This window comes from Salinarimonas chemoclinalis (assembly GCF_041514305.1).
In the GTDB taxonomy this organism is placed as follows: domain Bacteria; phylum Pseudomonadota; class Alphaproteobacteria; order Rhizobiales; family Beijerinckiaceae; genus Salinarimonas; species Salinarimonas chemoclinalis.
Genome location: NZ_JBGMWH010000009.1, coordinates 92,990 through 115,192 on the forward strand (window position 1 = coordinate 92,990; position 22,203 = coordinate 115,192).

At 72.4% G+C, this 22,203-nt stretch carries 27 protein-coding genes; 9 read left to right on the forward strand and 18 right to left on the reverse strand.

The annotated features are described in order from the left end of the window. Window positions 1–15: 15 nt before the first annotated feature. Window positions 16–435, reverse strand: a complete 420-nt coding sequence (gene dksA / locus AB9M23_RS15005) for an RNA polymerase-binding protein DksA (RefSeq protein WP_029031665.1) — start codon at window positions 433–435, stop codon at window positions 16–18. A 211-nt stretch (window positions 436–646) separates the two neighbouring features. After that, on the reverse strand, window positions 647–1,081 hold the full coding sequence (locus tag AB9M23_RS15010) for a flagellar assembly protein FliX (RefSeq protein ID WP_372425366.1): 435 nt from the start codon (window positions 1,079–1,081) through the stop codon (window positions 647–649). A 259-nt stretch (window positions 1,082–1,340) separates the two neighbouring features. On the opposite strand from AB9M23_RS15010, the gene AB9M23_RS15015 reads away from it, so the two are divergent. The 4 genes from AB9M23_RS15015 (at window position 1,341) to AB9M23_RS15030 (ending at window position 3,832) form a co-directional block, all read left to right on the forward strand. Continuing rightward, window positions 1,341–2,483 (forward strand): flagellar basal body P-ring protein FlgI, encoded by a 1,143-nt coding sequence (locus AB9M23_RS15015; RefSeq protein WP_372425432.1) that lies wholly within the window; start codon window positions 1,341–1,343, stop codon window positions 2,481–2,483. Then, the gene (locus tag AB9M23_RS15020) at window positions 2,483–2,836 is read left to right on the forward strand and encodes a rod-binding protein (protein ID WP_372425367.1); all 354 of its coding nucleotides are present in this window, start codon (window positions 2,483–2,485) and stop codon (window positions 2,834–2,836) included. Before AB9M23_RS15015 ends, AB9M23_RS15020 begins: the two co-directional genes overlap by 1 nt. A gap of 1 nt (window position 2,837) precedes the next feature. Then, window positions 2,838–3,344 carry a hypothetical protein gene (locus tag AB9M23_RS15025; RefSeq protein WP_372425368.1) on the forward strand — a complete coding sequence of 169 codons (507 nt, stop codon included), beginning with the start codon at window positions 2,838–2,840 and terminating at the stop codon, window positions 3,342–3,344. 101 nt (window positions 3,345–3,445) lie between these two features. Beyond that, window positions 3,446–3,832, forward strand: a complete 387-nt coding sequence (locus tag AB9M23_RS15030) for a flagellar protein FlaG (protein ID WP_372425369.1) — start codon at window positions 3,446–3,448, stop codon at window positions 3,830–3,832. 51 nt (window positions 3,833–3,883) lie between these two features. Here the strand turns inward: AB9M23_RS15030 and flaF are convergent, their stop codons facing one another. The 13 genes from flaF to AB9M23_RS15095 all read right to left on the reverse strand — a co-directional run bounded on the left by flaF (window position 3,884) and on the right by AB9M23_RS15095 (window position 17,113). After that, entirely contained in the window at window positions 3,884–4,252 is a 369-nt protein-coding gene (flaF, locus tag AB9M23_RS15035) for a flagellar biosynthesis regulator FlaF (protein WP_372425370.1), read from the reverse strand. A gap of 90 nt (window positions 4,253–4,342) precedes the next feature. After that, a complete protein-coding gene (locus AB9M23_RS15040) occupies window positions 4,343–4,738 on the reverse strand; it encodes a flagellar biosynthesis repressor FlbT (protein WP_372425371.1) in 396 nt (131 codons plus the stop codon). Between the two features lie 152 nt (window positions 4,739–4,890). Beyond that, on the reverse strand, window positions 4,891–5,736 hold the full coding sequence (locus AB9M23_RS15045; protein WP_372425372.1) for a flagellin N-terminal helical domain-containing protein: 846 nt from the start codon (window positions 5,734–5,736) through the stop codon (window positions 4,891–4,893). A 197-nt stretch (window positions 5,737–5,933) separates the two neighbouring features. Beyond that, the gene (locus AB9M23_RS15050) at window positions 5,934–7,181 is read right to left on the reverse strand and encodes a glycosyltransferase family 2 protein (RefSeq protein ID WP_372425373.1); all 1,248 of its coding nucleotides are present in this window, start codon (window positions 7,179–7,181) and stop codon (window positions 5,934–5,936) included. Between the two features lie 19 nt (window positions 7,182–7,200). Beyond that, window positions 7,201–8,613, reverse strand: coding sequence for a GlcNAc-transferase family protein (locus AB9M23_RS15055; protein ID WP_372425374.1), 1,413 nt, complete (start codon window positions 8,611–8,613; stop codon window positions 7,201–7,203). A gap of 52 nt (window positions 8,614–8,665) precedes the next feature. Continuing rightward, entirely contained in the window at window positions 8,666–9,517 is an 852-nt protein-coding gene (locus AB9M23_RS15060; RefSeq protein WP_372425375.1) for a flagellin N-terminal helical domain-containing protein, read from the reverse strand. A gap of 130 nt (window positions 9,518–9,647) precedes the next feature. Then, the gene (locus AB9M23_RS15065; protein WP_372425433.1) at window positions 9,648–10,223 is read right to left on the reverse strand and encodes a transglycosylase SLT domain-containing protein; all 576 of its coding nucleotides are present in this window, start codon (window positions 10,221–10,223) and stop codon (window positions 9,648–9,650) included. Further along, complete coding sequence (locus AB9M23_RS15070) at window positions 10,159–11,505, reverse strand: flagellar hook-length control protein FliK (protein ID WP_372425376.1); 1,347 nt, start codon at window positions 11,503–11,505, stop codon at window positions 10,159–10,161. The genes AB9M23_RS15065 and AB9M23_RS15070 overlap by 65 nt, the downstream gene beginning before the upstream one ends. Next, window positions 11,502–12,818 (reverse strand): MotC family chemotaxis protein, encoded by a 1,317-nt coding sequence (locus tag AB9M23_RS15075; protein WP_372425377.1) that lies wholly within the window; start codon window positions 12,816–12,818, stop codon window positions 11,502–11,504. The genes AB9M23_RS15070 and AB9M23_RS15075 overlap by 4 nt, the downstream gene beginning before the upstream one ends. Further along, complete coding sequence (locus tag AB9M23_RS15080) at window positions 12,815–14,290, reverse strand: MotB family protein (protein WP_372425378.1); 1,476 nt, start codon at window positions 14,288–14,290, stop codon at window positions 12,815–12,817. The genes AB9M23_RS15075 and AB9M23_RS15080 overlap by 4 nt, the downstream gene beginning before the upstream one ends. A gap of 13 nt (window positions 14,291–14,303) precedes the next feature. Continuing rightward, a complete protein-coding gene (locus tag AB9M23_RS15085; protein WP_372425379.1) occupies window positions 14,304–15,062 on the reverse strand; it encodes a hypothetical protein in 759 nt (252 codons plus the stop codon). A 1-nt stretch (window position 15,063) separates the two neighbouring features. After that, complete coding sequence (gene fliF / locus AB9M23_RS15090; RefSeq protein ID WP_372425380.1) at window positions 15,064–16,734, reverse strand: flagellar basal-body MS-ring/collar protein FliF; 1,671 nt, start codon at window positions 16,732–16,734, stop codon at window positions 15,064–15,066. A 115-nt stretch (window positions 16,735–16,849) separates the two neighbouring features. Beyond that, the gene (locus tag AB9M23_RS15095) at window positions 16,850–17,113 is read right to left on the reverse strand and encodes a SemiSWEET transporter (RefSeq protein WP_372425381.1); all 264 of its coding nucleotides are present in this window, start codon (window positions 17,111–17,113) and stop codon (window positions 16,850–16,852) included. Window positions 17,114–17,297: 184 nt separating this feature from the next. Between AB9M23_RS15095 and AB9M23_RS15100 the strand changes: the two genes are divergently transcribed. The 4 genes from AB9M23_RS15100 to AB9M23_RS15115 all read left to right on the forward strand — a co-directional run bounded on the left by AB9M23_RS15100 (window position 17,298) and on the right by AB9M23_RS15115 (window position 19,882). Then, window positions 17,298–17,687, forward strand: a complete 390-nt coding sequence (locus AB9M23_RS15100; protein WP_372425382.1) for a DUF3775 domain-containing protein — start codon at window positions 17,298–17,300, stop codon at window positions 17,685–17,687. 120 nt (window positions 17,688–17,807) lie between these two features. Next, window positions 17,808–18,713 carry a TIGR01459 family HAD-type hydrolase gene (locus AB9M23_RS15105; RefSeq protein WP_372425383.1) on the forward strand — a complete coding sequence of 302 codons (906 nt, stop codon included), beginning with the start codon at window positions 17,808–17,810 and terminating at the stop codon, window positions 18,711–18,713. A 58-nt stretch (window positions 18,714–18,771) separates the two neighbouring features. After that, on the forward strand, window positions 18,772–19,152 hold the full coding sequence (locus AB9M23_RS15110; RefSeq protein ID WP_372425384.1) for an MbcA/ParS/Xre antitoxin family protein: 381 nt from the start codon (window positions 18,772–18,774) through the stop codon (window positions 19,150–19,152). After that, the gene (locus AB9M23_RS15115) at window positions 19,112–19,882 is read left to right on the forward strand and encodes an RES family NAD+ phosphorylase (protein ID WP_372425385.1); all 771 of its coding nucleotides are present in this window, start codon (window positions 19,112–19,114) and stop codon (window positions 19,880–19,882) included. Before AB9M23_RS15110 ends, AB9M23_RS15115 begins: the two co-directional genes overlap by 41 nt. 7 nt (window positions 19,883–19,889) lie before the next feature. On the opposite strand, the gene AB9M23_RS15120 is transcribed toward AB9M23_RS15115, so the two are convergent. From AB9M23_RS15120 to AB9M23_RS15130, 3 genes are read right to left on the reverse strand one after another with little or no spacing between them, the layout of a single operon-like run. Then, the gene (locus AB9M23_RS15120; RefSeq protein WP_372425386.1) at window positions 19,890–20,519 is read right to left on the reverse strand and encodes a GNAT family N-acetyltransferase; all 630 of its coding nucleotides are present in this window, start codon (window positions 20,517–20,519) and stop codon (window positions 19,890–19,892) included. Between the two features lie 32 nt (window positions 20,520–20,551). Continuing rightward, a complete protein-coding gene (locus tag AB9M23_RS15125) occupies window positions 20,552–20,866 on the reverse strand; it encodes a hypothetical protein (protein WP_372425387.1) in 315 nt (104 codons plus the stop codon). Next, entirely contained in the window at window positions 20,808–21,107 is a 300-nt protein-coding gene (locus tag AB9M23_RS15130) for a BrnT family toxin (RefSeq protein WP_372425434.1), read from the reverse strand. The genes AB9M23_RS15125 and AB9M23_RS15130 overlap by 59 nt, the downstream gene beginning before the upstream one ends. 192 nt (window positions 21,108–21,299) lie before the next feature. Here AB9M23_RS15130 and motA point away from each other — a divergent pair, with 192 nt between their 5' ends. Further along, on the forward strand, window positions 21,300–22,202 hold the full coding sequence (gene motA, locus AB9M23_RS15135) for a flagellar motor stator protein MotA (RefSeq protein WP_372425388.1): 903 nt from the start codon (window positions 21,300–21,302) through the stop codon (window positions 22,200–22,202). The last annotated feature ends 1 nt before the right edge of the window (window position 22,203 follow it).

Consider the following 22,203-nt stretch of genomic DNA (forward strand, 5'->3'; position numbering starts at 1 on the left):
CGGCGTGGAGAACGGTCAGTCGTCGCGGTGGACGCGTTCGTTGCGCTCGTGGCGCTCCTGCGCCTCGAGCGAGAGCGTCGCGATCGGTCGGGCCTCGAGGCGCTTCAGGGAGATCGGCTCGCCGGTCTCCTCGCAATAGCCGTACGACCCGTCCTCGATGCGCGAGAGCGCCGCGTCGATCTTGGCGATGAGCTTGCGCTGGCGATCGCGGGCGCGCAGCTCGATGGCGCGATCGGTCTCCGAGGAGGCGCGATCGGCGATGTCGGGGTGGTTCTCGTTCTCGCTCTGGAGCGTGGCGAGCGTCTCGGAGGACTCGCGGATGATGTCCTGCTTCCACTGGAGCAGCTTGCGCCGGAAGTACTCGCGCTGGCGCTCGTTCATGAAGGGCTCGTCCTCGGTCGGACGGTACCCTTGGTCGATGAGGGTGTTCGACATGTCGGACCTTCTCGCTGCCGCCGCGCCCGAGCCTGCGCACTTCGAACCCGCCCTCGGGCGCGGCTCCTTATAGCGGAGCGGTCGCAGCGGGACAATCGACAAAAGCCGGGGATTTTCGACGGCAATCGAGAGGTTTGCGGCGTACGAAACAGCGCCGTTCGCCGTTCAACCGATTCGCATTCCGCATTCGCGGAGAATCGTCGCCGGCGGGTCAGGCCCGCGCACCGCGACCGTCGCGGGCCGCGAGCTTGGCGATCTCCACCTCGGCGCGCAGCTCGATCTGGGAGAGGATGGCGTCGAGGAGCGGGTCCCCGCTCGCCTCGCGGCGCTCCGCGAGGCGCGAGGCGACGCGCTTCATGTCCTCGGGCGGCACCCGCCCGCCGAGGATCGCGGCCTTGAGCCGGTCGAGGTCGTCGAGCATGTCCTGCCCGCGCCGTGCCGCGCGGCGGCGGCGCTCGGCGGGGTCCTCCTCGCCCTGGAGCGCGAGGATGGCGTCGAGGCTCGTCGTCGGGCCGACGGAGGAGGCGCGCGGGCCGGAGGCGGTGCTCGGCCCCTCGTCGGCGACGGCGAAGCTCGCCCCTCCCTCGCGGCGGCGCGTTCCCGAGACCGACGGCAACGGCACGCCGGGCTTGCCCTCGATGCGCATGATCCACCCTCCGCTCCCGCCGACGACGCCCCGGAGGATGACGCGATCATGGTTAACGAAGGATTGACGGCCCGGCAGGAACTGCCCGGCGCGGGACGATCCTGCCGTGCCCGTGCGGGACCCCGGCGGCGTGCCGGGGCGCCGATCCCTTGCGCCGCTTGGGCTGCGCGGCTGGCACGGGCTTCGCGTGGGCGGAAACGTCCAGGAGGAGGACATCATGGTCCCGTCGGCCTCGCGTCTCGCCGCTCTCTCGCTCGCAATGCTCCGCACGACGCGCCGCGCGGTCCTCGCGCTCTGCGCGCTCGCGCTCGTGCTGCCGCCCGTCCCGGCGGCGGCGGACGCGGTGCGCCCGCTCACCACGCTGTCGCGGATCAAGGATCTCGCCGACGTCGAGGGCGTGCGGCAGAACCAGCTCGTGGGATACGGCCTCGTGGTCGGCCTCAACGGCACCGGCGACGGGCTCAACAACTCCCCCTTCACCCGCCAGTCGCTCACCGCGATGCTCGAGCGGCTGGGCGTCAACACCCGCGGGCAGAACCTGCGCACGGCGAACGTCGCCGCGGTGATGGTGACGGCGAACCTGCCCGCCTTCTCGACCCAGGGCACCCGGCTCGACGTGACGGTCTCGGCTCTGGGCGACGCCTCCTCGCTCCAGGGCGGCACGCTGCTGGTGACGCCGCTGCTCGGCGCCGACGGCGAGGTCTATGCCGTGGCGCAGGGCCCCGTCGCCATCGCCGGCTTCGCGGCACAGGGCGCCGCCGCCTCGATCACGCAGGGCGTGCCCACGGTGGGGCGCATCGCCAACGGCGCCTTGATCGAGCGCGAGATCGAGTTCGCCCTCGACGCCCAGCGCGGCCTGCGGCTCGCCCTGCGCAACCCGGACTTCACCACCGCCCGGCGGATGGCCGCGGCGATCAACGCCTTCATGGGTGCCGGCGTCGCCGAGCCGCTCAACCCCTCCTCGGTCGCGATCATGCTGCCGCAGAACTATCCCGGCAACATCGTCTCGTTGCTCACCGACATCGAGCAGCTGCGCGTCGAGCCCGATCAGCCCGCCCGCGTCGTCATCGACGAGCGCTCGGGCATCATCGTGATGGGCCGCGACGTGCGGGTCTCGACGGTGGCGGTGGCGCAGGGGAACCTCACCGTCACGATCAGCGAGCAGCCGCAGGTCGCCCAGCCCGACCCGCTCTCGCTCGGCGAGACGGTCGTCGTGCCGCGCACCGGCGTGCAGGTCGACGCGGACGGCGACCAGCGCCTCACCATCGTCGACACCGGCGTGTCGCTGCGCGAACTCGTCGACGGGCTCAACGCGCTGGGCGTCGGCCCGCGCGACCTCATCGCCATCCTCCAGGCGATCAAGGCGGCGGGCGCGCTCCAGGCCGAGATCGAGGTGATGTGATGAACCCGACCCTGTCCGCCTACGCCGCGACCCAGACCAGTCTCGCCGGTCGGCTCGAGACGGCCCGGTCCGGGCTCTCCGACGCCGCCTCGGCGGGTCGCGTGTCCCCCGAGCGCGCCTCCCGCGCGCGGGAGACCGCCCGCGAGTTCGAAACGATGATGCTCGAGGAGATGCTCGGGCGCGTCTTCGAGAGCGTCGGCGAGGTCGGCCTGTTCGGCGAGGCCGGGCCGGGCGCGGGGATGTACCAGTCGATGCTCGTGAAGGAATACGCCGGCAAGATCGCCGAGCGCGGCGGGCTCGGCCTCGCCGACGGCGTCTATGCCGAGATCCTCAAGCTGCAGGAGGGCGCCTGACATGTGGGCCGATCAACAGGACGAGCCGGCCGAGCCGGTGCCGCACGTCGGCACGAAGGCCGCCGCGGAGGCGCTCGTCGCCGAGGTGCGGGGGGTCATGCAGGAGCTCGAGAAGCTGCTCGAGGTGGAGACCGCGCACGTGCGGGCCGGGCGCATCCGCGACGGCCTCGCCCAGGAGGCGCGCAAGAGCGCGCTGACCTCGCGCTACGTCCTCGGCCTGGAGGCGCTCAAGGCGAACGCGATCGCCCTCGCCCGCTTCGTGCCGGACGCGCTGGAGCGGCTCAAGGCCGAGCACGACGCCTTCCAGCGTACGATCGAGACGAACCAGATCGTGCTCGCCACCGCCCGTGCGGTCTCCGAAGGGCTCGTGCGCTCGCTCTCCGGCGAGCTCGGCGGCGGCACGAGCGCGGCGGGATACGGGCCGGGCGGGGCGCGCGCGGCGGGCGGCGGCTACGGCGCGCCTGTGGCGAGCGGCAACGGCTCGCTCGTTCTCTCCCGCAGCCTGTGATGCGATTCGTCGATGCGTTTACCGTTTCCTTAAACCTCCGATTCAGCGGACCGCGCTAGGGTCCACGACGGCCGGGAGGCTGTTTGGACAGGAGGTCCGTCATGGACGTCGGCAGCGTTCAGAAGACGCCCGCCGTCGCGAGCGCGCGGCAGGCTGCGAGCCAGACCGTCGTCGCTGCGGTGCAGCGGCCGGACACCGCCACGCCGGCGCGGCCGGTGGCGACGGTGCTCGATCCCTCGCGCAGCGTCAGCCAGATCGCGGAGAGCGAGGCCGTGCGCCTCGACACGAGCCCGGGCGCCGAGGATCGCGCCGCGCTCGACGAGGCGATGAAGCGCGTGCTCGCGCGGCGTACGGACATCGACGAGGCGACCCGCGCCGTGGTGACGCGCACCGTCGACACGGATTCGGGCGAGGTCGTGGATCAGGTCCCGGCCGAGATGCTGCTCAAGCTGCGCGCCTACATCCGCGGCGCCGAGCCCGGCCGCTGAGGCCGGGAGCGCCCGCGGCGCTCCCGCTCCCGCGAGGCGCGGGAGGATCGATCACGCCGCCTGGCCCCGGAGGCCGGCGGCGATGTCGACGTTGATGGACACGAGGATGTCGAGGCGCTCGGCCGCCGGCTTCTCGTAGATCTCGTCCATGCGCCGGAACACGAAGACCCCGAGGCTCGCGAGGTTGCCCTTGAGCTCGATCGGCAGCGGATTCGACTGGTCCACGATCGAGGGCAGGAAGACCGACCAGATCCGCTTGTTGTAGTCGAGGGCCTCCTCGCGCAGCTCGGGCTCGGAGAAGCGCTCGCGCGCGGCCTGGAGCTTCGCGGCCGCACGCATGAAGAGGTTGGCCTCCAACTCGCGCTGGTCGACCGTCGCCGTCTTCGCCGTGCTGGCGTAGGCCTGGGCGGCGTTGTTCATTCCTCTAACCCCCGGACTGCGTGTCACGAAGATCGTGATCGATCGATGTTAAGGTTGAGTTGCCGTCGTCACCACGGGTCGAGACGATCCTCACGCGGCCCGCGCGTGGGCGATGATCGAACTCTCGTAGGCGATCAGCTTGCGGCAGATCTTGAGGGCGCCGTAGAGGTTCTGCGTCACGAACCGCTCCGTGATCGCCTCGAGGAAGCGCTTCGTGCTCGGCGCCGCCCCGACGATCTCGGCCGCGAGCGCCTGGAACGCGGGCGCGGCCTCCTCGAAGGACAGCTCCTCGAGATAGACCCGCTCGATGACGAGGTAGAGCTTCTTGCAGACCGTGTCCGCCTGCTCGGGCGTGATCACGTCCTTGCACCGCAGGATCGGCGCGCGACCGTCGACGACGAAGGTCGTGCGCGTGGGCCCGTTGGTGAGCGCCACCTTGCCGATGATGATCCGTTCGTTCGGCTTGAGCTCGATGCGCAGCGCCATCTCGGCCTCCGTGGGATCCGCCTCGAGGAGCTTAGGGGCGACGTGGTTAAGCAATGCTTAAACGGCGAGCGCCGCGCCCCTCGCGGGGCGCGGCGTCTGGTTTTCCCGCCCCTCGCGGGGCGCGGCGTCGGATCTCGCGCCGACGTGCGCGATCAGAACAGTCGCAGGACCGACTGGTCGCGCTGGGAGGCCAGCGCCAGCGCCGTCTGGGCGATCTGGTTGCGGGTGTTGAGCGAGGTGAGCTTGGCGCCCTCCTCGTTCAGGTCCGCGAGCGTCCAGTCGTCCGCGCCGGCGCGCAGCGTGTTGATCATGTTGGAGGTGAAGTCCTGGCGCGCCGTGACGATGGCGTTGTTGGCGCCGAGACGGCTCGCCTCGGAACGCAGCGTCGTGATCGCCGTGCGGATCGAGGTGAGCGCGGTGGCGATGTTGGCGTTGCCGGCCGTCGACGTCGTGTCGGCGTTCGACCAGCTGCCCACCGCGCCCGTCGTGACGCCGAGCGTGGCCGCGTTGAGCACCGTGCCGCTGTTGACCGACAGCGCCAGCGAGGCGGTGGTGTCGCTGGCGTCGAAGCGGACGTTGAGCGTGCCGCCGTTGAGCAGGTTGACGCCGCCGTAACCGGAGTTGCGCATCAGGTCGTCGACCTGGCGGACCACCTCGTTGAACTGCGTCTGGAGGGTGTCGCGCACCGCGCCGTCCTGCTCGGCGGCGGCCTGGTTGGCGAGACCCTGGGCGGTCTCGAACAGCTTCTTCATGCCCTCGATGCCGTTCGTCGCCGCGGAGATCGTCCGCGTCGCCTGCTGCATCGAGTCCTGGAGGCCGGCGAGGTCGTTCGACCGGTCGCGCAGGCCCGCCGCCGAGAAGAAGGCGAGCGGGTTGTCGATGGCCGAGTTGACCTTCAGGCCGGTGGCGAGACGCTGCTCGGCCTGGTTCGCGTTCCGGGTGGTCTGCTGGATGGTGAGCAGCGTGTTGCGGATGCCCGAGGAAAGTGCGATCTGCATGACGAACTCCTTCTGTGTCGCCGACGAGGCTCTTCTAGCCTCTGGCGCAGACTGCACGATCGCGAGTAAAGGACCGGTTCAAGAACGTGCCTAACGCACGTTAAGACTTCAGCGGGCGCATGAAAAAGGCCCGCACGAGGCGGGCCTTCGAGAAAGCGGCGAACGAAAGCTTGCGACGAACGCCGCAAGTCGAACGATCAGGCGGAGATGCGCCGCATCACGGCCGCGACGTCGATGACGAGATCGTCCGGGTGGTCGCCCGGCTCGCGCCGGCGGTTCATGCCGAGGAAGGCCGTGCGACCGCGACGCGCGCCCTCCCAGTCCGACGCGCAGATCGGCTCGACGCCGTGGCGCTCCAGGTCGACGACGTTGAGGTAGATCGAGAACAGCTCGTCGGAGAGGACGACGTCGCCAGCCCCGAGCAGCGTCGCCTCGCGCAGCGCCGCGTCCATCGCAGCCAGCGAGAGGAGCTCGTGCATCGTGCTCTCGGCCACGACGGAATGCGCGTAGGCCCCGAGCCGCCGGCAGAGATACCAGGCCTTCTCCCAGGCGCGGGCGCCCAGCAGCATGTGGACGGCGACGTGCATGCGGTCGATGACGAAGGCGTCGAGTCGGCGAAGCGCCTCGCTCCAGTCCGCGCCCGGCTCCGCGTCGCGGGCGCGGCCGAGCAGGAACTCGAGGCCGCCGCGATACATGTCCCAGCCGCTCGCGGTCTCGCTGTTGCCCTGGTGCTTGCCGTGGCGCGAGATGCCCGTGACGATCGCGTGCGGGCGGTCGGAGAACACGACCCGCCCGGCCTCGACGGCGCGCGCGAGCGTCACGAAGAAGTGGTAGGCGGTGGGGTCCGCGGGGCCGATGATCTCGGGGACGAGATCGGTGCGGATCGCGAAGACTTCCGGGAAGATGCGCTTCTCGAGCACGAGCTCGATCGCCCGGCGATAGTCGCCCCGCGCGATCTCCACAGGGCCGTCGAGCGTGTAGGCGGCGCCCATGATCTTGTTGCGCTCGCGCTCGTTCATCACGAACCACGGCGCCTGGACCATGACGAGCTCGGGATCGGCGTCGAACATCGCGACGTAGGCCGCGACGCTCTCGGGGATGAGGAGATCGTCGTCGCCCGTCGTCACCACGATGCGCCCGGCCGCGTGGCGATGCCCGTAGTAGAAGTTGCCGAGATAGCCGAGGTTCTTCGGCTGCGTCACGCAGCGCACGCGCGGGCTCTTCTCGCACCAGCGCGCGATGACGGCCTTGGTCGCCTCGCCCGAATCGTTGTCGCAGACGAGGATCTCGTAGTCGAGGCCGGCGGCGTCGAAGTGCGAGACGTGGTGCTTGAGGCAGGTCTCGAGGTAGGTCGGACGCTCGTACGTGGGCAGCAGGATCGTCAGGTCCGGCCGCTCCCCGCCCCGCGCGGTCGGCGCCGCCGGCGTGCTCTCGCGCGTCTTCATCGGCGGATCTCCCCGGCCGTCAGCCGCCGGATGCGGCGAGGCCCGCCTGCATCTCGTCGAGCGTGTTCATGAGGTGCACCGTGTAGGACAGCTTCGCCAGCTCGCAGGCGAGCGCGTAGCGGTCCCAGGTCTCGAAGTCGGCGAGCAGGCGGGCGCGATCGGGCTGGAGCCGCGCGTGCGGCGGCTTGCCCTCGCGGGCGACGCGGTGGCGGTCGAGCTCGATGAGGAGATCGACGAGCTCGGCGGCGAGCGCCGGGACCTCCCAGGCGGAGAGGACCTCGCGCAGCCGCATCTCCTCGGGCTCGACGAGCGCGGGGCGCACCGTCGTCGGGTCGTCGAGGACCGGCACCGGGAAGGAGGCGATGGCGTCGATGTCGGGGATGAAGCGGGCACGGGCGCAGTCGACGGTGATGCGCTTGTAGCGGAAGTCGACGCCGGCCCAGGCCTCGAACTCGGGAAGCCCGCGCGCCTCGCCGAGCCCGAACAGGTCGAGGTCGACGAGGATCGGGGCGTCGAGCACCGTGGTATGCCCGGTCAGGTGGTTGAAGCGGTGGAAGGCGCGGGCCGTCCACTCGTTGTTGCGCATCGTGAAGGAGAGGTCCGTCATGTCCCCGCGCTTCACCCGGTTGTCGCGCTTGTACTGGTGCCAGATCGAGCGGCGCGGCGCCGCATAGACGTCCCAGCCGTGCGTGAACAGACGCAGCGCCCAGCTCACCTCCTCCGTCGAGAAGGCCGCGTAGGGGTCGTAGGGGACCTCGGCGATCAGCCGACCCGGGGCGAAGAGGCAGCCCGCGAGCAGGAAGGGCATGCGCACGTAGCGCTCGAGCGGGGCCGGCAGCCAAAGCCCGGTGAAGCGCAGCGCGCCGCTCGGCTCGAAGCCGTCCGTGCGCAGCACGCCGGGGAAGAGGTCGGAGAGCGTGTCGCCGGGCGTCAGGTAGGGCGGCGGCGCGGAGGCGAGGACGCTGTTCTCGGACGGGCAGCCGGCGAGGTCGCCGATCAGGATCTCGTCCCAGCCCGGCTCGAAGCGCATGTGCGAATCGATCTGGAGGAAGTAGTCCTCGCCGCGCCAGAGCGCCTGCGCCAGGAAGCGCGCCCAGCACACGCCGAGCGCGTCGCGCCAGTGGACCCGGATCTCGCGAACCTGGCCGGCGCGCGCCGGCTCCGGAGCGAGGTAGGCCGTGTCCTCGATCGGGTCGTGCTGGCGGACCAGCCCCACGTGGACGCGCTCCGGGCGCGCCGCCTTCGCGAACAGGTCGATCAGCGTCTTCTGGCACTCGGGGTCGCGGAAGGACACGACCGAGACGAAGATGCGGCCGGCCCCCCAGCCCGCGTCGAAGGCGTCCGGATCGGCGGGCGCACGCAGCGCCCGCGCCTCCTCGTACTGCGCCTGCAGGGCGGGGTCGTCCAGCGGGTGAGCGAGGTCGAGCGACATCGTGCGGTCTCCTTCGTCTCGCCCGGCGTCTCGCCGAGGCGCCCGCGGCCGATCAGCCGAACAGTCGCAGGACCGACTGGTCGCGCTGCGAGGCCAGCGCCAGAGCCGTCTGGGCGATCTGGTTGCGGGTGTTGAGCGAGGTGAGCTTGGCGCCTTCCTCGTTCAGGTCCGCCAGCGTCCAGTCGTCCGCGCCGGCGCGCAGCGTGTTGATCATGTTCTCGGTGAATTCCTGGCGCGTCGTGATGATCGCGTTGTTGGCGCCCAGACGGCTCGCCTCCGAGCGCAGGGTCGTGATCGCCGAGCGGATCGAGGTGAGCGTCTGGTTGATCGCCACGTCGCCCGCAGTCGACGTCGTATCGGCGTTCGACCAGGAGCCCACCGCGCCGGTCGTGACGCCCAGCGTCGCGGCGTTGAGCACGGTGCCGCTGTTGACGGTGAGCGCCAGCGAGGCGGTGGTGTCGTTGGCGTCGAAGCGGACGTTGAGCGTGCCGCCGTTGAGCAGGTTGACGCCGCCGTAGCCGGAGTTCCGCATCAGGTCGTCGACCTGGCGGATGATCTCGTTGAACTGCGTCTGCAGCGTGTCGCGCACCGCGCCGTCCTGCTCGGCGGCCGCCTGGTTGGCGAGGCCCTGGGCGGTCTCGAAGAGCTTCTTCATGCCCTCGATGCCGGAGTTGGCGGCCGCGATGGTGCGCGTCGCCTGCTGCATCGAGTCCTGCAGGCCGGCGAGGTCGTTCGACCGATCGCGCAGGCCCGCCGCCGTGAAGAAGGCGAGCGGGTTGTCGATCGCCGAGTTGACCTTGAGGCCCGTGGCGAGACGCTGCTCGGACATGGTCGCCGACCGCGTCGTCCGCTGGATCGTCAGAAGGGTGTCGCGGATACCCGCGGACAGAGCAACTTGAGACATCGGCGCACCTCGATGACGCACGGAAGGGCTATTTCCATTAAGGTTGACCGAAATGGTAAAGATTCCGTTTCGCAGCGATTTCGATTCACCATGTCTCGCCCTTTTTGCGCACCGTCGGCCCTTCCGGCCCTCAGCCGCAGAAGGCGCGCGCGTTCGGGGTCCAGGCGCCCATGCCGCTCGAGACCATGTGGCGGATCACGGCGCAGACGTAGCGCTTCTGCGCCGGCGTGTTGCGCGGGCCGGCGTGGTAGCGGGCGACCGCCAACGTCCAGGAGCCGTGACGGGCGCGCAGCCGCTCGAGGAAGAGCGCGGCGTAGGTGACGTTCTTCTCCGGGTCGAGCATGTCGGCGACGGTGTCGAACTCCTGCCCGTGCCAATAATGGTTGATCTGCATGCAGCCGAGATCGATCAGCTTCACGCCCGCCGCCCGCGAGCGCTCGAACTCGGCGAGCGCCTCCTCCCGGCTCGTCCCGAAGAAGGAGCGCCCCGCGATGTTGAGCGCGTAGGGATGCAGGTTCCCGCGCCGGCCGGTCTCGGTGAGGCCGACCGCGAACAGGACCGCCAGCGGCACGTCGTGCGCGGCGGCCGCCCGGATCATCTCCGCCTCGCAGACGTTCTCCTCCGCCGGGGCGGGGGAGGCGTCAGAGATAGACCCCGCCGCCAGCGTCGCCGCCGCGACGAGGGTGAGCAGCGTTCGGCGCAGCATCATCGTCGGATCTCCTCTCCAGTGTGAAGCTCTCGGGGCCCGGGCGGCCGCCCTCGCCGCGGGTCTCTCCACGGGCCTGGCCGCCGGCGGAGCCGCCGCTCGCCTGCCCGCCCGCTTGGCCGTCGCCGCGCCCGGCGGGATCGCCGCCCGAGCCGGCTTGCGCTTGAGGGGCGGCGCGCTGCGCGTCCGCAGTGTGGATGGCCACGACCTCGCCGGCGAGGCCGGTGCGGCGCACGGCGTCGACGATCAGCTTCTCGTCGGCGCGCAGCATCGCCGCCGCCTTGGCGTCCGCCGCCGTGATCTCCATCGCGACTCCGTCGGCGGTGAGCCGGAGCGCGATCGTCACGGTGCCGAGCGAGATCGGCTGCAACTGGACGGTGAGCACCTTCACGGGCTTCGCCGAGAGGCTCGCCTGGGCGCCGGCGGCGGCGAGGTCGGGCGGGAAGGCGAGGCCCGCGCGGCCCGATCCCTCGCCGCGGCCCTCGCCCAGCAGCGCCGACGCGCCATCGACGATCGCCGCGAGGTTCGCCGTGCCGAGCGCGGGCGGCAGATGCGTCGCCTGCGAGACCACGGTCGCCTTGAGAGCCATCCCGACGCTCGGCTCCGGCTTCGTCGCCAGCGCGAGGTCGGCACCGCCGGGGAAGAGCGCACGGCCCCGGGAGGCGGGAACGTCCCTCGCATCCGCGGTGCCGTCGGCGGCCGGATCGCCGGCGCGGGCGGCCTCGGCCTGCGCCCGGGCCGCAGCGACGGCGGCGCCGCCGCGGGCGAGGCCGTCGCCGGGCGCCGCCGGTGCGGCGAGTGCGGCACGACCCGCATCGCCCCGGACCGTGATGCCGGCGAGCGCGGCGAGCAGGCTGGCGGGATCGCGCGCCGCATCCGCCCCCTCGCCTCCGTCGGGGGACGGCGCACCGTCGCGCCCGGTCGGCGCCTCGGGCTCGCCCTCGGCCGGCGTGCCGCGCGCCTCCGCCCGCGCCTGGAGCGCGAGCGCGCCGGGTCGGATCGGCAGCGAGCCCTCGGCCGCGAAGAGCGAGCGGAGCGCGCCGTCGTCCGCCTTGCGCGCGGGGCTCTCGTCGGTGCCCTCCCGCGCGGTCGCGTCATCGGCCGCGGGACGGCCCCCCTCCCGGGCGCGCTCGCCGACACCGTCGAGCGCCGCGCCGAACAGGGCGCCGAGCCCGGCGCGGCCCCGTCCTTCGGCATCGCCCTTGCCGTCGAGCCCGCCCTTGGCGGCGGCGCGCTCGCCGCCGGGCGGCGGCGCGAGGGCGGAGAGATCGGCTCGGATCATCGGCGTGCCTCCGTCAGAAGGGCATCGATCGCGGCGAGCGCCGCCTCGGCGCGCCGCATGGCGGGGGTGGCCTCGGGCGGCGCGAAGGCGGGGTCGTCTGGTGCCGGAACGTCGGGTGCCGCATCGGCGGGGAAATCGGCGACGGGCGTCTCGACCTCCGGCGTCTCGCCGTCCGCCACCGCCTCGACCAAGTCTTCGATCACGTCCGTCGGCGGCTCCTCCGCGATCGGGATCGGCGCGCCGACCTGCACCGCGAGGTCGATCACCGTCTCCAGCAGCGCGACGTCCGGCGCCGGCAGGCGGGCGGGGTCGACGTCGGCGAGGGTCTCGGCGGCGAGGGCGAAGCGGTCCGTCGTCACCTGCGAGGCGGCGGCGTAGAAGGTCGCGCGCCATTCCGCGTCGGAATCGCCCGCGGCGAGCCCGTGCGCCAGCGTCGCCGCGCGCCGCGCCACCTCGGGCCGGCCATGGACGAGGGAATGGCGGGCGAAGAACAGGTAGAGGTCGCGCCGGCTCTCGCCGTCGAAGCGCTCGAGCATCGCCTCGAGCCGCCCGAAGCGGTCGAGGTCGCCGTGGAAATCGAGCGCGGTCAGCAGCGTGGCGAAGCGCTGGCGGAAGTTGCCGGCGTAGATCGAGTGGCGGAAACGGCGCAGGTACTGGATGGCCAGGAATTCCAGCCGCTCCACCTCGCCGCTCTGGCCGGCGACGAAGACCTCGCGGCGCAGGGCCGCCTCCTCGATCAGCGTGCCGGGCGCGAGCAGCCGCGCCACCGCGAGGAGCCGCATCGCCTCCGCCGGGTCCTCGCGCACCGCGAGCGCCGACTGGGCCAGCGCGAGCTGCCCGCCGAGCATGCCGCCCACGGTGAGCGGATCGGCCTCGCGCCAGGCCTCCCGCGCCTCCACCTCGCGCCCCTGCAGGAAGGCGAGCGCGCCCTGCGCGAGCGTGCGCGGCGCACCGAACTCCGCGCCCGAGGCCAGGATCGCCTCGAGGCTCTGCGGCGGGCCGCCGCCCAGCACGAATGCGATCGCCGCCCGCGCGTTGCGCGCGTCCGCCCAGGCGGACGGCGGCGCCGCCTCGAAACCGAGGGCGATCCGGCCGATGAGCGCCCTCTGCGCGCGGTGCGCCTCGACGTCGCCGTGCGCCACGCGCTCCTGGAGCGCCTGGAGCGTGCGCACCAGAGCGTAGGGCTCGGGGACGGCGGCCGGCGCCGCGGGGGTCTCGACCGTCGGCACGGGCGGATCGGGCTGCGCCGACGCCGGCGCCGCGGCGAGGAGGCAGGCGAGCGCGAGCGGAAGCCGGAAACTGGGGCGGATCACGAGCGCGCCTCCCGCAGCAGGATCTCGATGCGCCGGTTCTCGTCGGCGTAGGGATCGTCCGCGACCTTGAGCATGCGATCCGCATGACCCTCGACGCGCAGGATGCGCTCCTCCGCGAAGCCGCCGCGCACGAGCATGTAGTAGGCCATGTGGGCGCGCGCGGAGGAGAGCCGCCAATTGTCGTAGGTCTCCGAGCGGAAGGGCCGCGCGTCGGTGTGGCCGCGGATGACGATGGCACCGGCCTCCGCGGCGAGGATCGGCGCGATCTCCTCGACGACGCGCACCAGCTCGGGACGCGGCTCGGCGGAGCCGATGGCGAACATGCCGAAGTCCGCGTCGTCGGTGAGGGAGACGAGGAGGCCCTCCGGCGTGGCCGAGACCTCGATCGCCGGCACGTTCTCCGGGGCGGCGGCGCCGGTCGCCTGCGCCATCGCGGCCGATATGCGCGCGCGCAGGGCCGCGGCACGGACGAGGGCGGGGTCGAGCGCCTCCTCCTCGGTGGAGGGCGCTTCGGTGGAGGGCGCCTCGGCGGTGGGCTCCTCGGTCGAGGGCTCCTCGGTCGAGGGCGCTTCGGGCGATGGCGCTTCGGGCGATGGCGCTCCGGCGGGTGCATCGTCGCCCGTCGCCGCGATCCGGACGGGCGCGGGCTGCGGCGCGCCGCCCGCATCGGCCTCGTCGACGGCTGCGACCGCGATCGCGGCCTCCTGCGCGGGCGGTTCGTCGATCGCGACGACCGCGGCCGGCACGGCGGCGGCGCCGGCCACCGCCCGCGCCTCGACGTCGAGCGTCGGGACGTCCAGCGTCGGGGCGGCGAGCGCCCGCGCGTCCGAGCCGGCGGGGCCGCCGAGGCCGAGGGGCGCGGCGGCGTCCGGCAGGCCCATCGGCCCGCCGGTCCCGTCGCCGTCGGCGCGGCCCACCGCCGGCTGCGGGGCGAGCTGCCAGTAGACCGGATCGAACGGATCGCGGAAGGCGTCGCCGCCCACGAGCCCCGGCTCGCCCCGCTCGCCGGGTGTCGGATCGATGCCCGCGGCCGGCGTCGCGGGCGCGAACGCGGCCTGCGCGGAGAGCTCGGCGAGGACGGCGTAGGGGTCCTGGAACAGGGCCGTCTCGGAATAGCGCCGCGCGACGGGCTGCGGCGTGTGCCGCGCCTCCACGTGCTCCGCGTCGGCCTCGGTGACGGGCGCGTCGGAGCGCTCCTCCAGGTCGACGCCCTGGGAGGAGGCGTCGGGATCGCGCAGGCCCTTGCGGTCGCTCGTCGCCTCGGCGAGGCGGATCGGGTTGAAGTAGGTCGCGACGACCTCGCGGGTCTCCTGGTCGGTGGCGTTGATGAGCCACATCACCAGGAAGAACGCCATCATCGCCGTCATGAAGTCGGCGTAGGCGATCTTCCAGACGCCGCCCTTGGGCTCGTCCGCCTCCGGGTCCGGGCGGCGGCGGATGATGACGAGCTCGTGGCCCTGGTTCTCCTGCACGGCGCGCGCTCCTTCAGGCGGCCTCGGCGGCGACGCGCCGGGCCCATTCCGACAGACGGGTCTCGATCACGACGTCCTCGCCCTCCACGACGATGTCGGGCGTCTCGGCGGGATCGAAGCGCACGGCCGAGGCCGCGTCGCCGAGCCGCGCCAGCAGCGCCTCGCCGAGATCGGCGGGGCCGCGGGCGACGAGGACGAGGGCGGGCTCGGCCCGCAGCAGCGTCGCGACGCTGGACGCGAGGGCGGCGAGCGCCTTGTCCCGCGCGGCGGCCTCGAGCAGGGGCGCCAGCGCACGGGCCGCGGCCTCGGCGATCCGCTCCTCGATGGTCGCGAGCCCCTCGCGCACGCCCTCCGCCAGCCGTTCGCCCTCCTCCCGCGCCCAGGCGGCGCGGGCATCGGCGAGGACCGCCTCGCGGGTGGCGAGCGCCTCGGCGCGCTCGGTCTCGAGCGCCTGCGCCCAACGCGTCTCCACCTCCTCGCGGGCGGCGGAGGCGGCCTGCGCCGCGGCGTCGGCGATGCGCGCCTCGATCTCCTCTGGGCTCGGGCCGCGGGGGGCAAAGGCGGGGGAAACGGCGCGCGCCGTCTCGGGCCGGGGCCCTGCTCGCCCCTGCGGCGGGACGTCCGCGTTCGGCGAGCCCACCTCCGACGAGAGCACCACCGACGAGAGCACCTCGGGCGGGAGCACCTTGCGAGAGACCACCTCGGGGAAGACCGCCGGCGCCGACCGGCGCGGGTCGATCTCGGCGAGGACGTCGATCAGGGAGGACGGCATGTCAGGCGTTCTCCCCGTGCATCCACTCCTTGAGGATGTTGGCCGCCTGGTCCTCGTTGCGGGTCACGATCTGCTCGAGGCGCTTGATCGTGGCGGCGCTGATCGAGGTCGGCAGGGCCGCGATCGCGGCGGTGGCCGCCTCGATCTGCGCGGCGTGCGGCTCGCCCCGGCCGGAGGCGTCGGCGATCGCTGCCGTCGCCTGCCCACCCTCCCCGGCCTGGCCGTCGGCGAGCGCGGGCATCGTCTCCTCGATCTGCGTCGCGGGCTTGGGCCGATCGAGGATGGCGGCGAGCGCGGGGCGCAGGCCGAACCAGACGAGCGTGAGCGCGACGAGCAGGATGGCGAGCGCGTTGACGATGTTGCCGGCCTGCGCCATCAGCACGTCGCGCACGCCGACCTCGGGCACCGGCTCCATGTCGACGCCGCCCGCGAGGAAGCTCACCGCCGACACCTTCACCGTGTCGCCCCGCGCGGCGTCCGCGCCGGCGGCGGTGGCGGCGAGCGCCTCGATCTCGGCGATCTCCGCCTCGAGTTGCTCGGGCCCGGCGTCCGGGCCGAGGGCATCCGCGAGCCGCGCGCGGTTGACGAGCACCGCGATCGAGAGGTGCTCGACGGCGAAGCCGTCCGACGAGACTTGGACCTGGCGCGAGGAGATCTCGAAGTTCGTCAGCTCCTCGCGCCGCTGCATCTCCTCGCTCGACTGCTCGCCGCCGTCCGCCGCGACGTTCTCCTCCGGGAGGTTCTGCTCGACGGTGACGGGGGTCTGGCGCGAGAGGTTCGTCGACGCCTCGTTCTCGCGCACGACGCGGATCGAGCGCTCGACCCGGCTCTCTGGGTCGAAGATCGTCTCGCTCGTCACCCTGCGGTCGGTGTTGATGCGCGCCGCGACGCTGACCTGGAAGTTCTCGAGCCCGAGATAGGGCGCGAGCGTGCGGCGCACCGAATCCTCCAGCTCCTGGTTCACTTCGCGGTTGAGCGCCGTGATCCGCCCGGTCGCCGCGCCGGCCGCGTCGTCGCCCGAGGCGAGCAGCGTCCCGTCCGAGGAGAGGATCGTGACGCCCGCGACCGTCATCCCCGGCACGGCGGCGGCGACGAGGTGGCGGATCGCCTGCGCCTGGCCGGCGACGTCGGCGGTCTCCGCCCGAACCACGACCGAAGCCGAGGGCTGGCGGGCCTCGCGCCGGAAGGAGCCCGGATCGGCGAGCACGATGTGCACGCGCGCGGCGACGATGCCGCGCATCTGCTGGATGGTGCGGGCGATCTCGCCTTCCAGCGCACGCACGCGCGTCACCTCCTGCATGAAGGAGGTGATCCCGAGCGAGCCGAGATTGTCGAACAGCTCGTAGCCGGAGTTCGCCGAGAACGGCAGGCCCTTCTCGGCGAGCAGCATGCGCGCCCGCGCGGTCTGCGCGTGGCGCACCATCACCGCGTCCCCCGCCGAGGAGACGTCGAAGTCGATGCCGGCGTCGTTGAGCGCCGAGCCGATACGCGAGACGTCGTCGCGCTCGAGCCCGGCGTAGAGCACGGTCATCTCGGGCCGGCCGAGATAGTAGGCGCCCGCGACGACCGAGACGATCACCGCGATGCCGATCGCGGCGAGCGCGAGGAGGCGCTTCGTGCCGAGCTCCAGGAGGTTGCCCCACAGGCGGTCGGCGTGCTGATAAGCGGTCATGTCCTGCCCTGGTGTCCTCGACGGCGCGGCGCACGGCCGCTCTCGTCGGGAACCCTGGCGGGCGAAGCTTGCCCGAGCCTGACACCCGGGCGCAACGGCGCGCGCGGGCGACGCGTCAGCCGTAGCGCAACTTCAGGGCGAGGATGGTCGAGACCAGGAGGAAGGTGAGCGCGTTCGCCACGATGATCGGCCAGGAGCCGATTGCGAGCCCGTAGACGAGCCACAGGGCGAGGCCTACGGCGAAGATGCCCTGCGTCAGGGCGGAGATGGCGCGGGTCTCGCGGGTGCGGATGGTGCGCACGGCCTGCGGCAGCCAGCAGATCGTGGTCAGCGTCGCGGCGAGCGCACCGACGATCTCGAACGACGGAATGAGGGTCATGGAGGTCGTGCCTCGAGGGGCGGCGAAGCCTCCTCAATCGGGCCGTTCGCGCCGGCGCGCAAGCGGCGCGGAATGCGCGTCTTCCATGCGTCGCACGCGGGACTGGCGAACCGCCCTCCCCCCTCGGTCGTTGCCGTGGCGACTTCGTTTCCAAGCACCCTTTCCAAGCACCCGAGGTGACCCCATGGAGATCGCGCTCGAGAAGGTCTGCGACCTGATCGTCCACGCCCGCGCATTCGACGTGAAGGAGGGCATGACCGACCCGCGATCGGGCTCGAACGAGACCGACGACCGCAACTTCGGCTCGCTCGCCGAAAGCGGCACGGACCGCGGCGAGGAGGAGATGCGCCTCGTCATCGACGGGCTCAACACCGACGAGGCCGCCTCGCTGATCGCGCTGGTCTTCGTCGGGCGCGGCGACATGGAGGCCGCGGAATGGCCCGACGCCTACCGCCTGGCGCACGAGCGCATGGCGAGCGGCGCGCTGTCGCCGGCGGACTGGCTGATGGGTATCCCCAACCTCGGCGATCTCCTCGAGGAGGGGCTCGCGGGGCTGGGCATGAGCTGCACCTGAGGTCGCGCGATCCTCGACGCGACCCTCGACGCGACCCTCGGCGCGGTTGACAGGACGCCGCCCGGCGCCTACCCGCCGAAGCATCCTCCCCGCGCCCGCGCGCCCGACGACGAGCCCCCGATGCCCGAAGCGAACGCCCCCGCCGCCCGTGCCGCCGTCGAGGCGGTCGCCTTCATCCCGGGCTTCTCGGCCATCGCGGAGCGCTACGACGTCGTGCTCTGCGACGTCTGGGGCGTCGTTCACAACGGGCTCGCCGCCTATCCCGGTGCCTCGGACGCGCTCACCCGCTTCCGCTGCGCCGGCGGTACGGTGATCCTGGTCTCGAACGCCCCGCGCCCCGGCGTGACGGTGATGGACCAGCTCGACCGGCTGGCCGTGCCGCGCACGGCCTACGACGACGTCGTCACCTCGGGGGACCTCACCCGCATGGCCGTCGAGGCCCGCCTGTCGGACCCGGTCTTCCACATCGGGCCGCAGCGCGACCGCCCGATCTTCGACGGCCTGCCGGTGCGCTTCGCGCAAGCCGAGGACGCGGCCTACGTCGTCTGCTCGGGCCTGTGGGACGACCGGGCGGAGACGCCCGACGACTACCGCCCGCTCTTCGCGCGCCTGAGGGAGCGCGCCCTGCCGATGATCTGCGCCAACCCGGACATCGTCGTCGACGTCGGCGGGCAGCTCGTCTACTGCGCCGGCGCCCTCGCCACGCTCTACGAGGAGATGGGCGGGTCGGCGACCTGGATGGGCAAGCCGCACGCGCCGGTCTACCGCGAGGCGCTGGCCCGCGCCGCGCGCATCCGAGGCGCGGACGACCTGCCCGTCTCGCGCACGATCGCCATCGGCGACGCGATCCGCACCGACATCGCCGGCGCCCGCGGCATCGGCGCCGACGCGCTGTTCATCGCCAAGGGCATCCACGCCGAGGAGCTGCGCCTCGACGGCACGGGCCTCGACCCGGCGGTCGCCGGACCCTGGTTCGACGGCCAGCCGCATCGGCCGACCGCGGCGATGGAGGTGCTGGCGTGGTGAGTTTCCCTGGAGAGAAGGACGTGCTATACATTCTGTAGAGCATGAGGGAGCCTATCCGATGGCCGTCACGGCACGAGCAGCGCCCAGCCCCGATCCGGGCATCGTCCTGACCAAGGCCGTGGTGAAGGCCGCGGCCCGGCTCGGCCTCTCGGCGCGGGCGCTGGCCCGCGTCATCGGCGTGAGCGAGCCGACCGTCTCCAGGATGAAGGCCGGCGCGTATCGGCTGGACCCCGGCGGGAAGCCGTTCGAGCTCGCGGTGATGCTGGTGCGTCTCTACCGGTCGCTCGACGCCATCGCCGGCGGCGACGACGCCGTCTCGCGCGCCTGGCTCCACGGCGCCAACACGGATCTCGCCGGCGTGCCGGCCGAGCGGATCGCCAGCGTGCAGGGTCTCGTGGATGTCGTCGCCTACCTGGACGCCCGACGCGCTCGCGTCTGAGCGCCGCCCCTACCGCGGGCGGATCTGGCGGGTGGTCGAGTCCCAGTCGCTGGTCTCGACCATGAAGCTCGTCGACACCCTCGACGAGCAGGCGGTTCTGGAGGACCTCGTCGAGGCGGCGAAGCCTCCCGTGCCCGAGCGGTGCCGCGGTCTCCACTACCTTCTCGCCACGCCGTTCCGGTACGATGCGCCCTATCCGCGCGGGTCGCGCTTTCGCCGTGCCGGGCGCACCCCGGGCGTCTACTATGCCGCGGAAACGGCGCGGACGGCGCTGGCCGAGACGGCGTTCTACCGCATCCTGTTCTTCGCGGCCTCTCCCGGTACGCCGTGGCCGGCGAACCCGACCGAATTCACTCTCTTCGCCGTGGACGTCGAGACGGACGCGGCGCTGGACCTCACGGCTGCGCGGCTCGTGCGTGATCGCGCCAGGTGGACCGACCCTGTCGCGTACGATGCCACGCAGGATCTGGCGGCTGCGGCACGCGAAGCGACGCTGCGAATCGTCCGGTACGCGTCCGTCCGCGATCGAGACGAAGGGGTCAACGTCGCCGTGCTGGCATGCGAGGCGTTCTCGACCTCCACCCCGACCGAGACGCGAACCTGGCGTCTGCATCTCTCGGCTACGGGGGGCCAGGCGATCTGCGCGTTCCCGCCCGATCGGATCGGTTTCGCGCGCGACGCCTTCGCAGACGACCCGCGGCTCGCAGGAATGGTCTGGGAGCGGCCCTGAACGACGCTCACCCCGCCACCCGCGCCAACCACACCGTCGCGGCGTCCGGCAGCGCCTCCGGCGCCGCGATCGGCGCGAAGCCGCAGGCGGCCCAGAAGGCGAGCGCGCCCGTATTGGCGGGGTGGACGGCAACGTGGACGCCGATCGGTCCGTCCGCCGCCCCGTCCGCCGCGCAGAGCCCGAGCCAGGCATCGGCGAGGCGCCGGCCGAGGCCGCGCCCGCGGGCGCGCGCCAGGAGGTTCAGGTGCATGTGCGCCGGGTGGCCGGCGACGACGGCGACGGGGGCGACCCGCGGCGCGTGGAAGCGGGCGATGCGACGGGCGTCGGCGTCCCAGCTCGACGGGTCTCCCGTCGGTCTGGGGTGGGCCGCGCGCAGGGCCGGCCACCAGTCCCGCTCCAGCCGCGCCTCGAAGGCGCGCGTGTCGCGCGTGCCGACCGCGAAGCCGACGACCCCCGCCTCGTCCTCCGCGACGAGCGCCGAGCCGGGCTCGAGCGCCAGGTAGGGCGCGGAATAGATCAGGCCGATCAGGTCCCCGTCGCGATGGAGAGGCGCGGCGTCGCCGCCCGCGTCGCCCGTGGCGAGCGAGATCGCGAGGAGCGCCTCGCGGTCAGCGGGACGGGCGGGCCGGATGCGCATCGGCCTCGATGTCTCGCCGTCGAGGCAGCCCGTCATCGCCGCCGGGAGTGCCGAGAGGTCTCCGCGGCCCCGCGGGAGCGGGCGAGATGCTCTCGAAGAACCTGCTCGATGCAGCGCTGCCAATCCTCGGGCCGTTCGCGCTGGATCGCCTCGACGACCTCGCGGTCGAGGCTGACGGTCACGGCGTCCGGGCCGGGCGGGCCGGCATCCGCCTCTCCCGCGAACGCCTCCTCCCAATCGTCCTCGTCGAAGGCCGGGCCCTCCCGCGCGTCCGCGAAAACGCGAACCTCACCGCGCCGGCGCATCTCCTCGATCTCGCCCAGCGAATAGCGCCTGATACCGCTCATGGTCCGATCTCCTCGCCTTCCAGGCCGTGATCGAGCGTATCGCCTCGCCGCGCACGGCAAAGACGATGACATGAAGGACGCCGCCCGTCGGCCCTTGCGCCCTGAAGCGGATCTCGCCGTACGAACCTCGACGATCGATCCGCGTGATCATCGGACCCTCGAATGCGGGGGCGAGATCGCGGAGGTCGACCTCACGTGTGCGCAGGACGTCCAGTCTCTTCCTCTCGTCCCATTCGAACATCGGCTCGGCCACGGTTACGCCCCCCCGGCTTCGCGAAGATCACGTCTCCGAGATTGCATGGATCGATGCAGTTGAGCAAGAACAAATCAAATACATCGTGCGATCGTCGCCCCCTTCTCCCCCCACCACCCTCGCACAAGCTTGCCCCCCTACATCTCTCCCCACGCTGCGCACCAAAGGGGAGCTTTCGCCTTGGCAGTCTTCATCGGCATCGTCATCACGATGGCCTCGCTGCTCGGCGGCTTCGCCGCCATGGGCGGGCACATCCCGGTCATCTGGCAGCCGTGGGAGTTCGTCATCATCGGCGGCACCGCGGTGGGCACCTTCATCATCGCCAATTCGCTCAAGACCGTGCGCGACACCGGCCGCGCCACGGTGGAGGCGCTGCGCGGGCAGATCCCCAAGTCGCGCGACTACCTCGACCTGCTCGGGCTCCTCTACGTGCTCACGCGCGAGATCCGCGCCAAGGGCCGCAACGAGGTCGAGCCGCACATCGACGCGCCGCAGGACAGCGAGATCTTCCAGCGCTTCTCGCGGGTGCTCTCCCGCCCGGAGCTGACCGGCTTCGTGTGCGACTACGTGCGCCTGATGATCATCGGCAACGCCCGTCCCCACGAGATCGAGGCCCTGATGGACGAGGAGATCCAGACGCAGCGCCGCGAGAAGCTCAAGCCCTACTTCGCTCTGATGACGGTGGCCGAGGCGCTGCCGGCGCTCGGCATCGTCGCCGCCGTGCTCGGCGTGATCAAGGCGATGGGCGCGCTCGACCAGTCGCCGCAGCTGCTCGGCTCGCTGATCGGGGCGGCACTGGTGGGCACCTTCGCCGGCATCTTCATGAGCTACGGGCTCGTCGGCCCGCTCGCGCTCAAGATCAAGTCCACGCGGGAGCACCAGATGCGGCTCTACCTCATCACCAAGCAGACGCTGCTCGCCTTCATGAACGGCGCGCTGCCGCAGATCGCCGTCGAGCACGGCCGCAAGGCGATCGCCGCCTCCGACCGCCCGACCATCGACGAGGTCGAGAACGAGACGATCTCGCAATCCGCCCGCGGTGCGCCCGCGAACGACCGCGCCGCCATGCAGGGAGCCGCGTGAG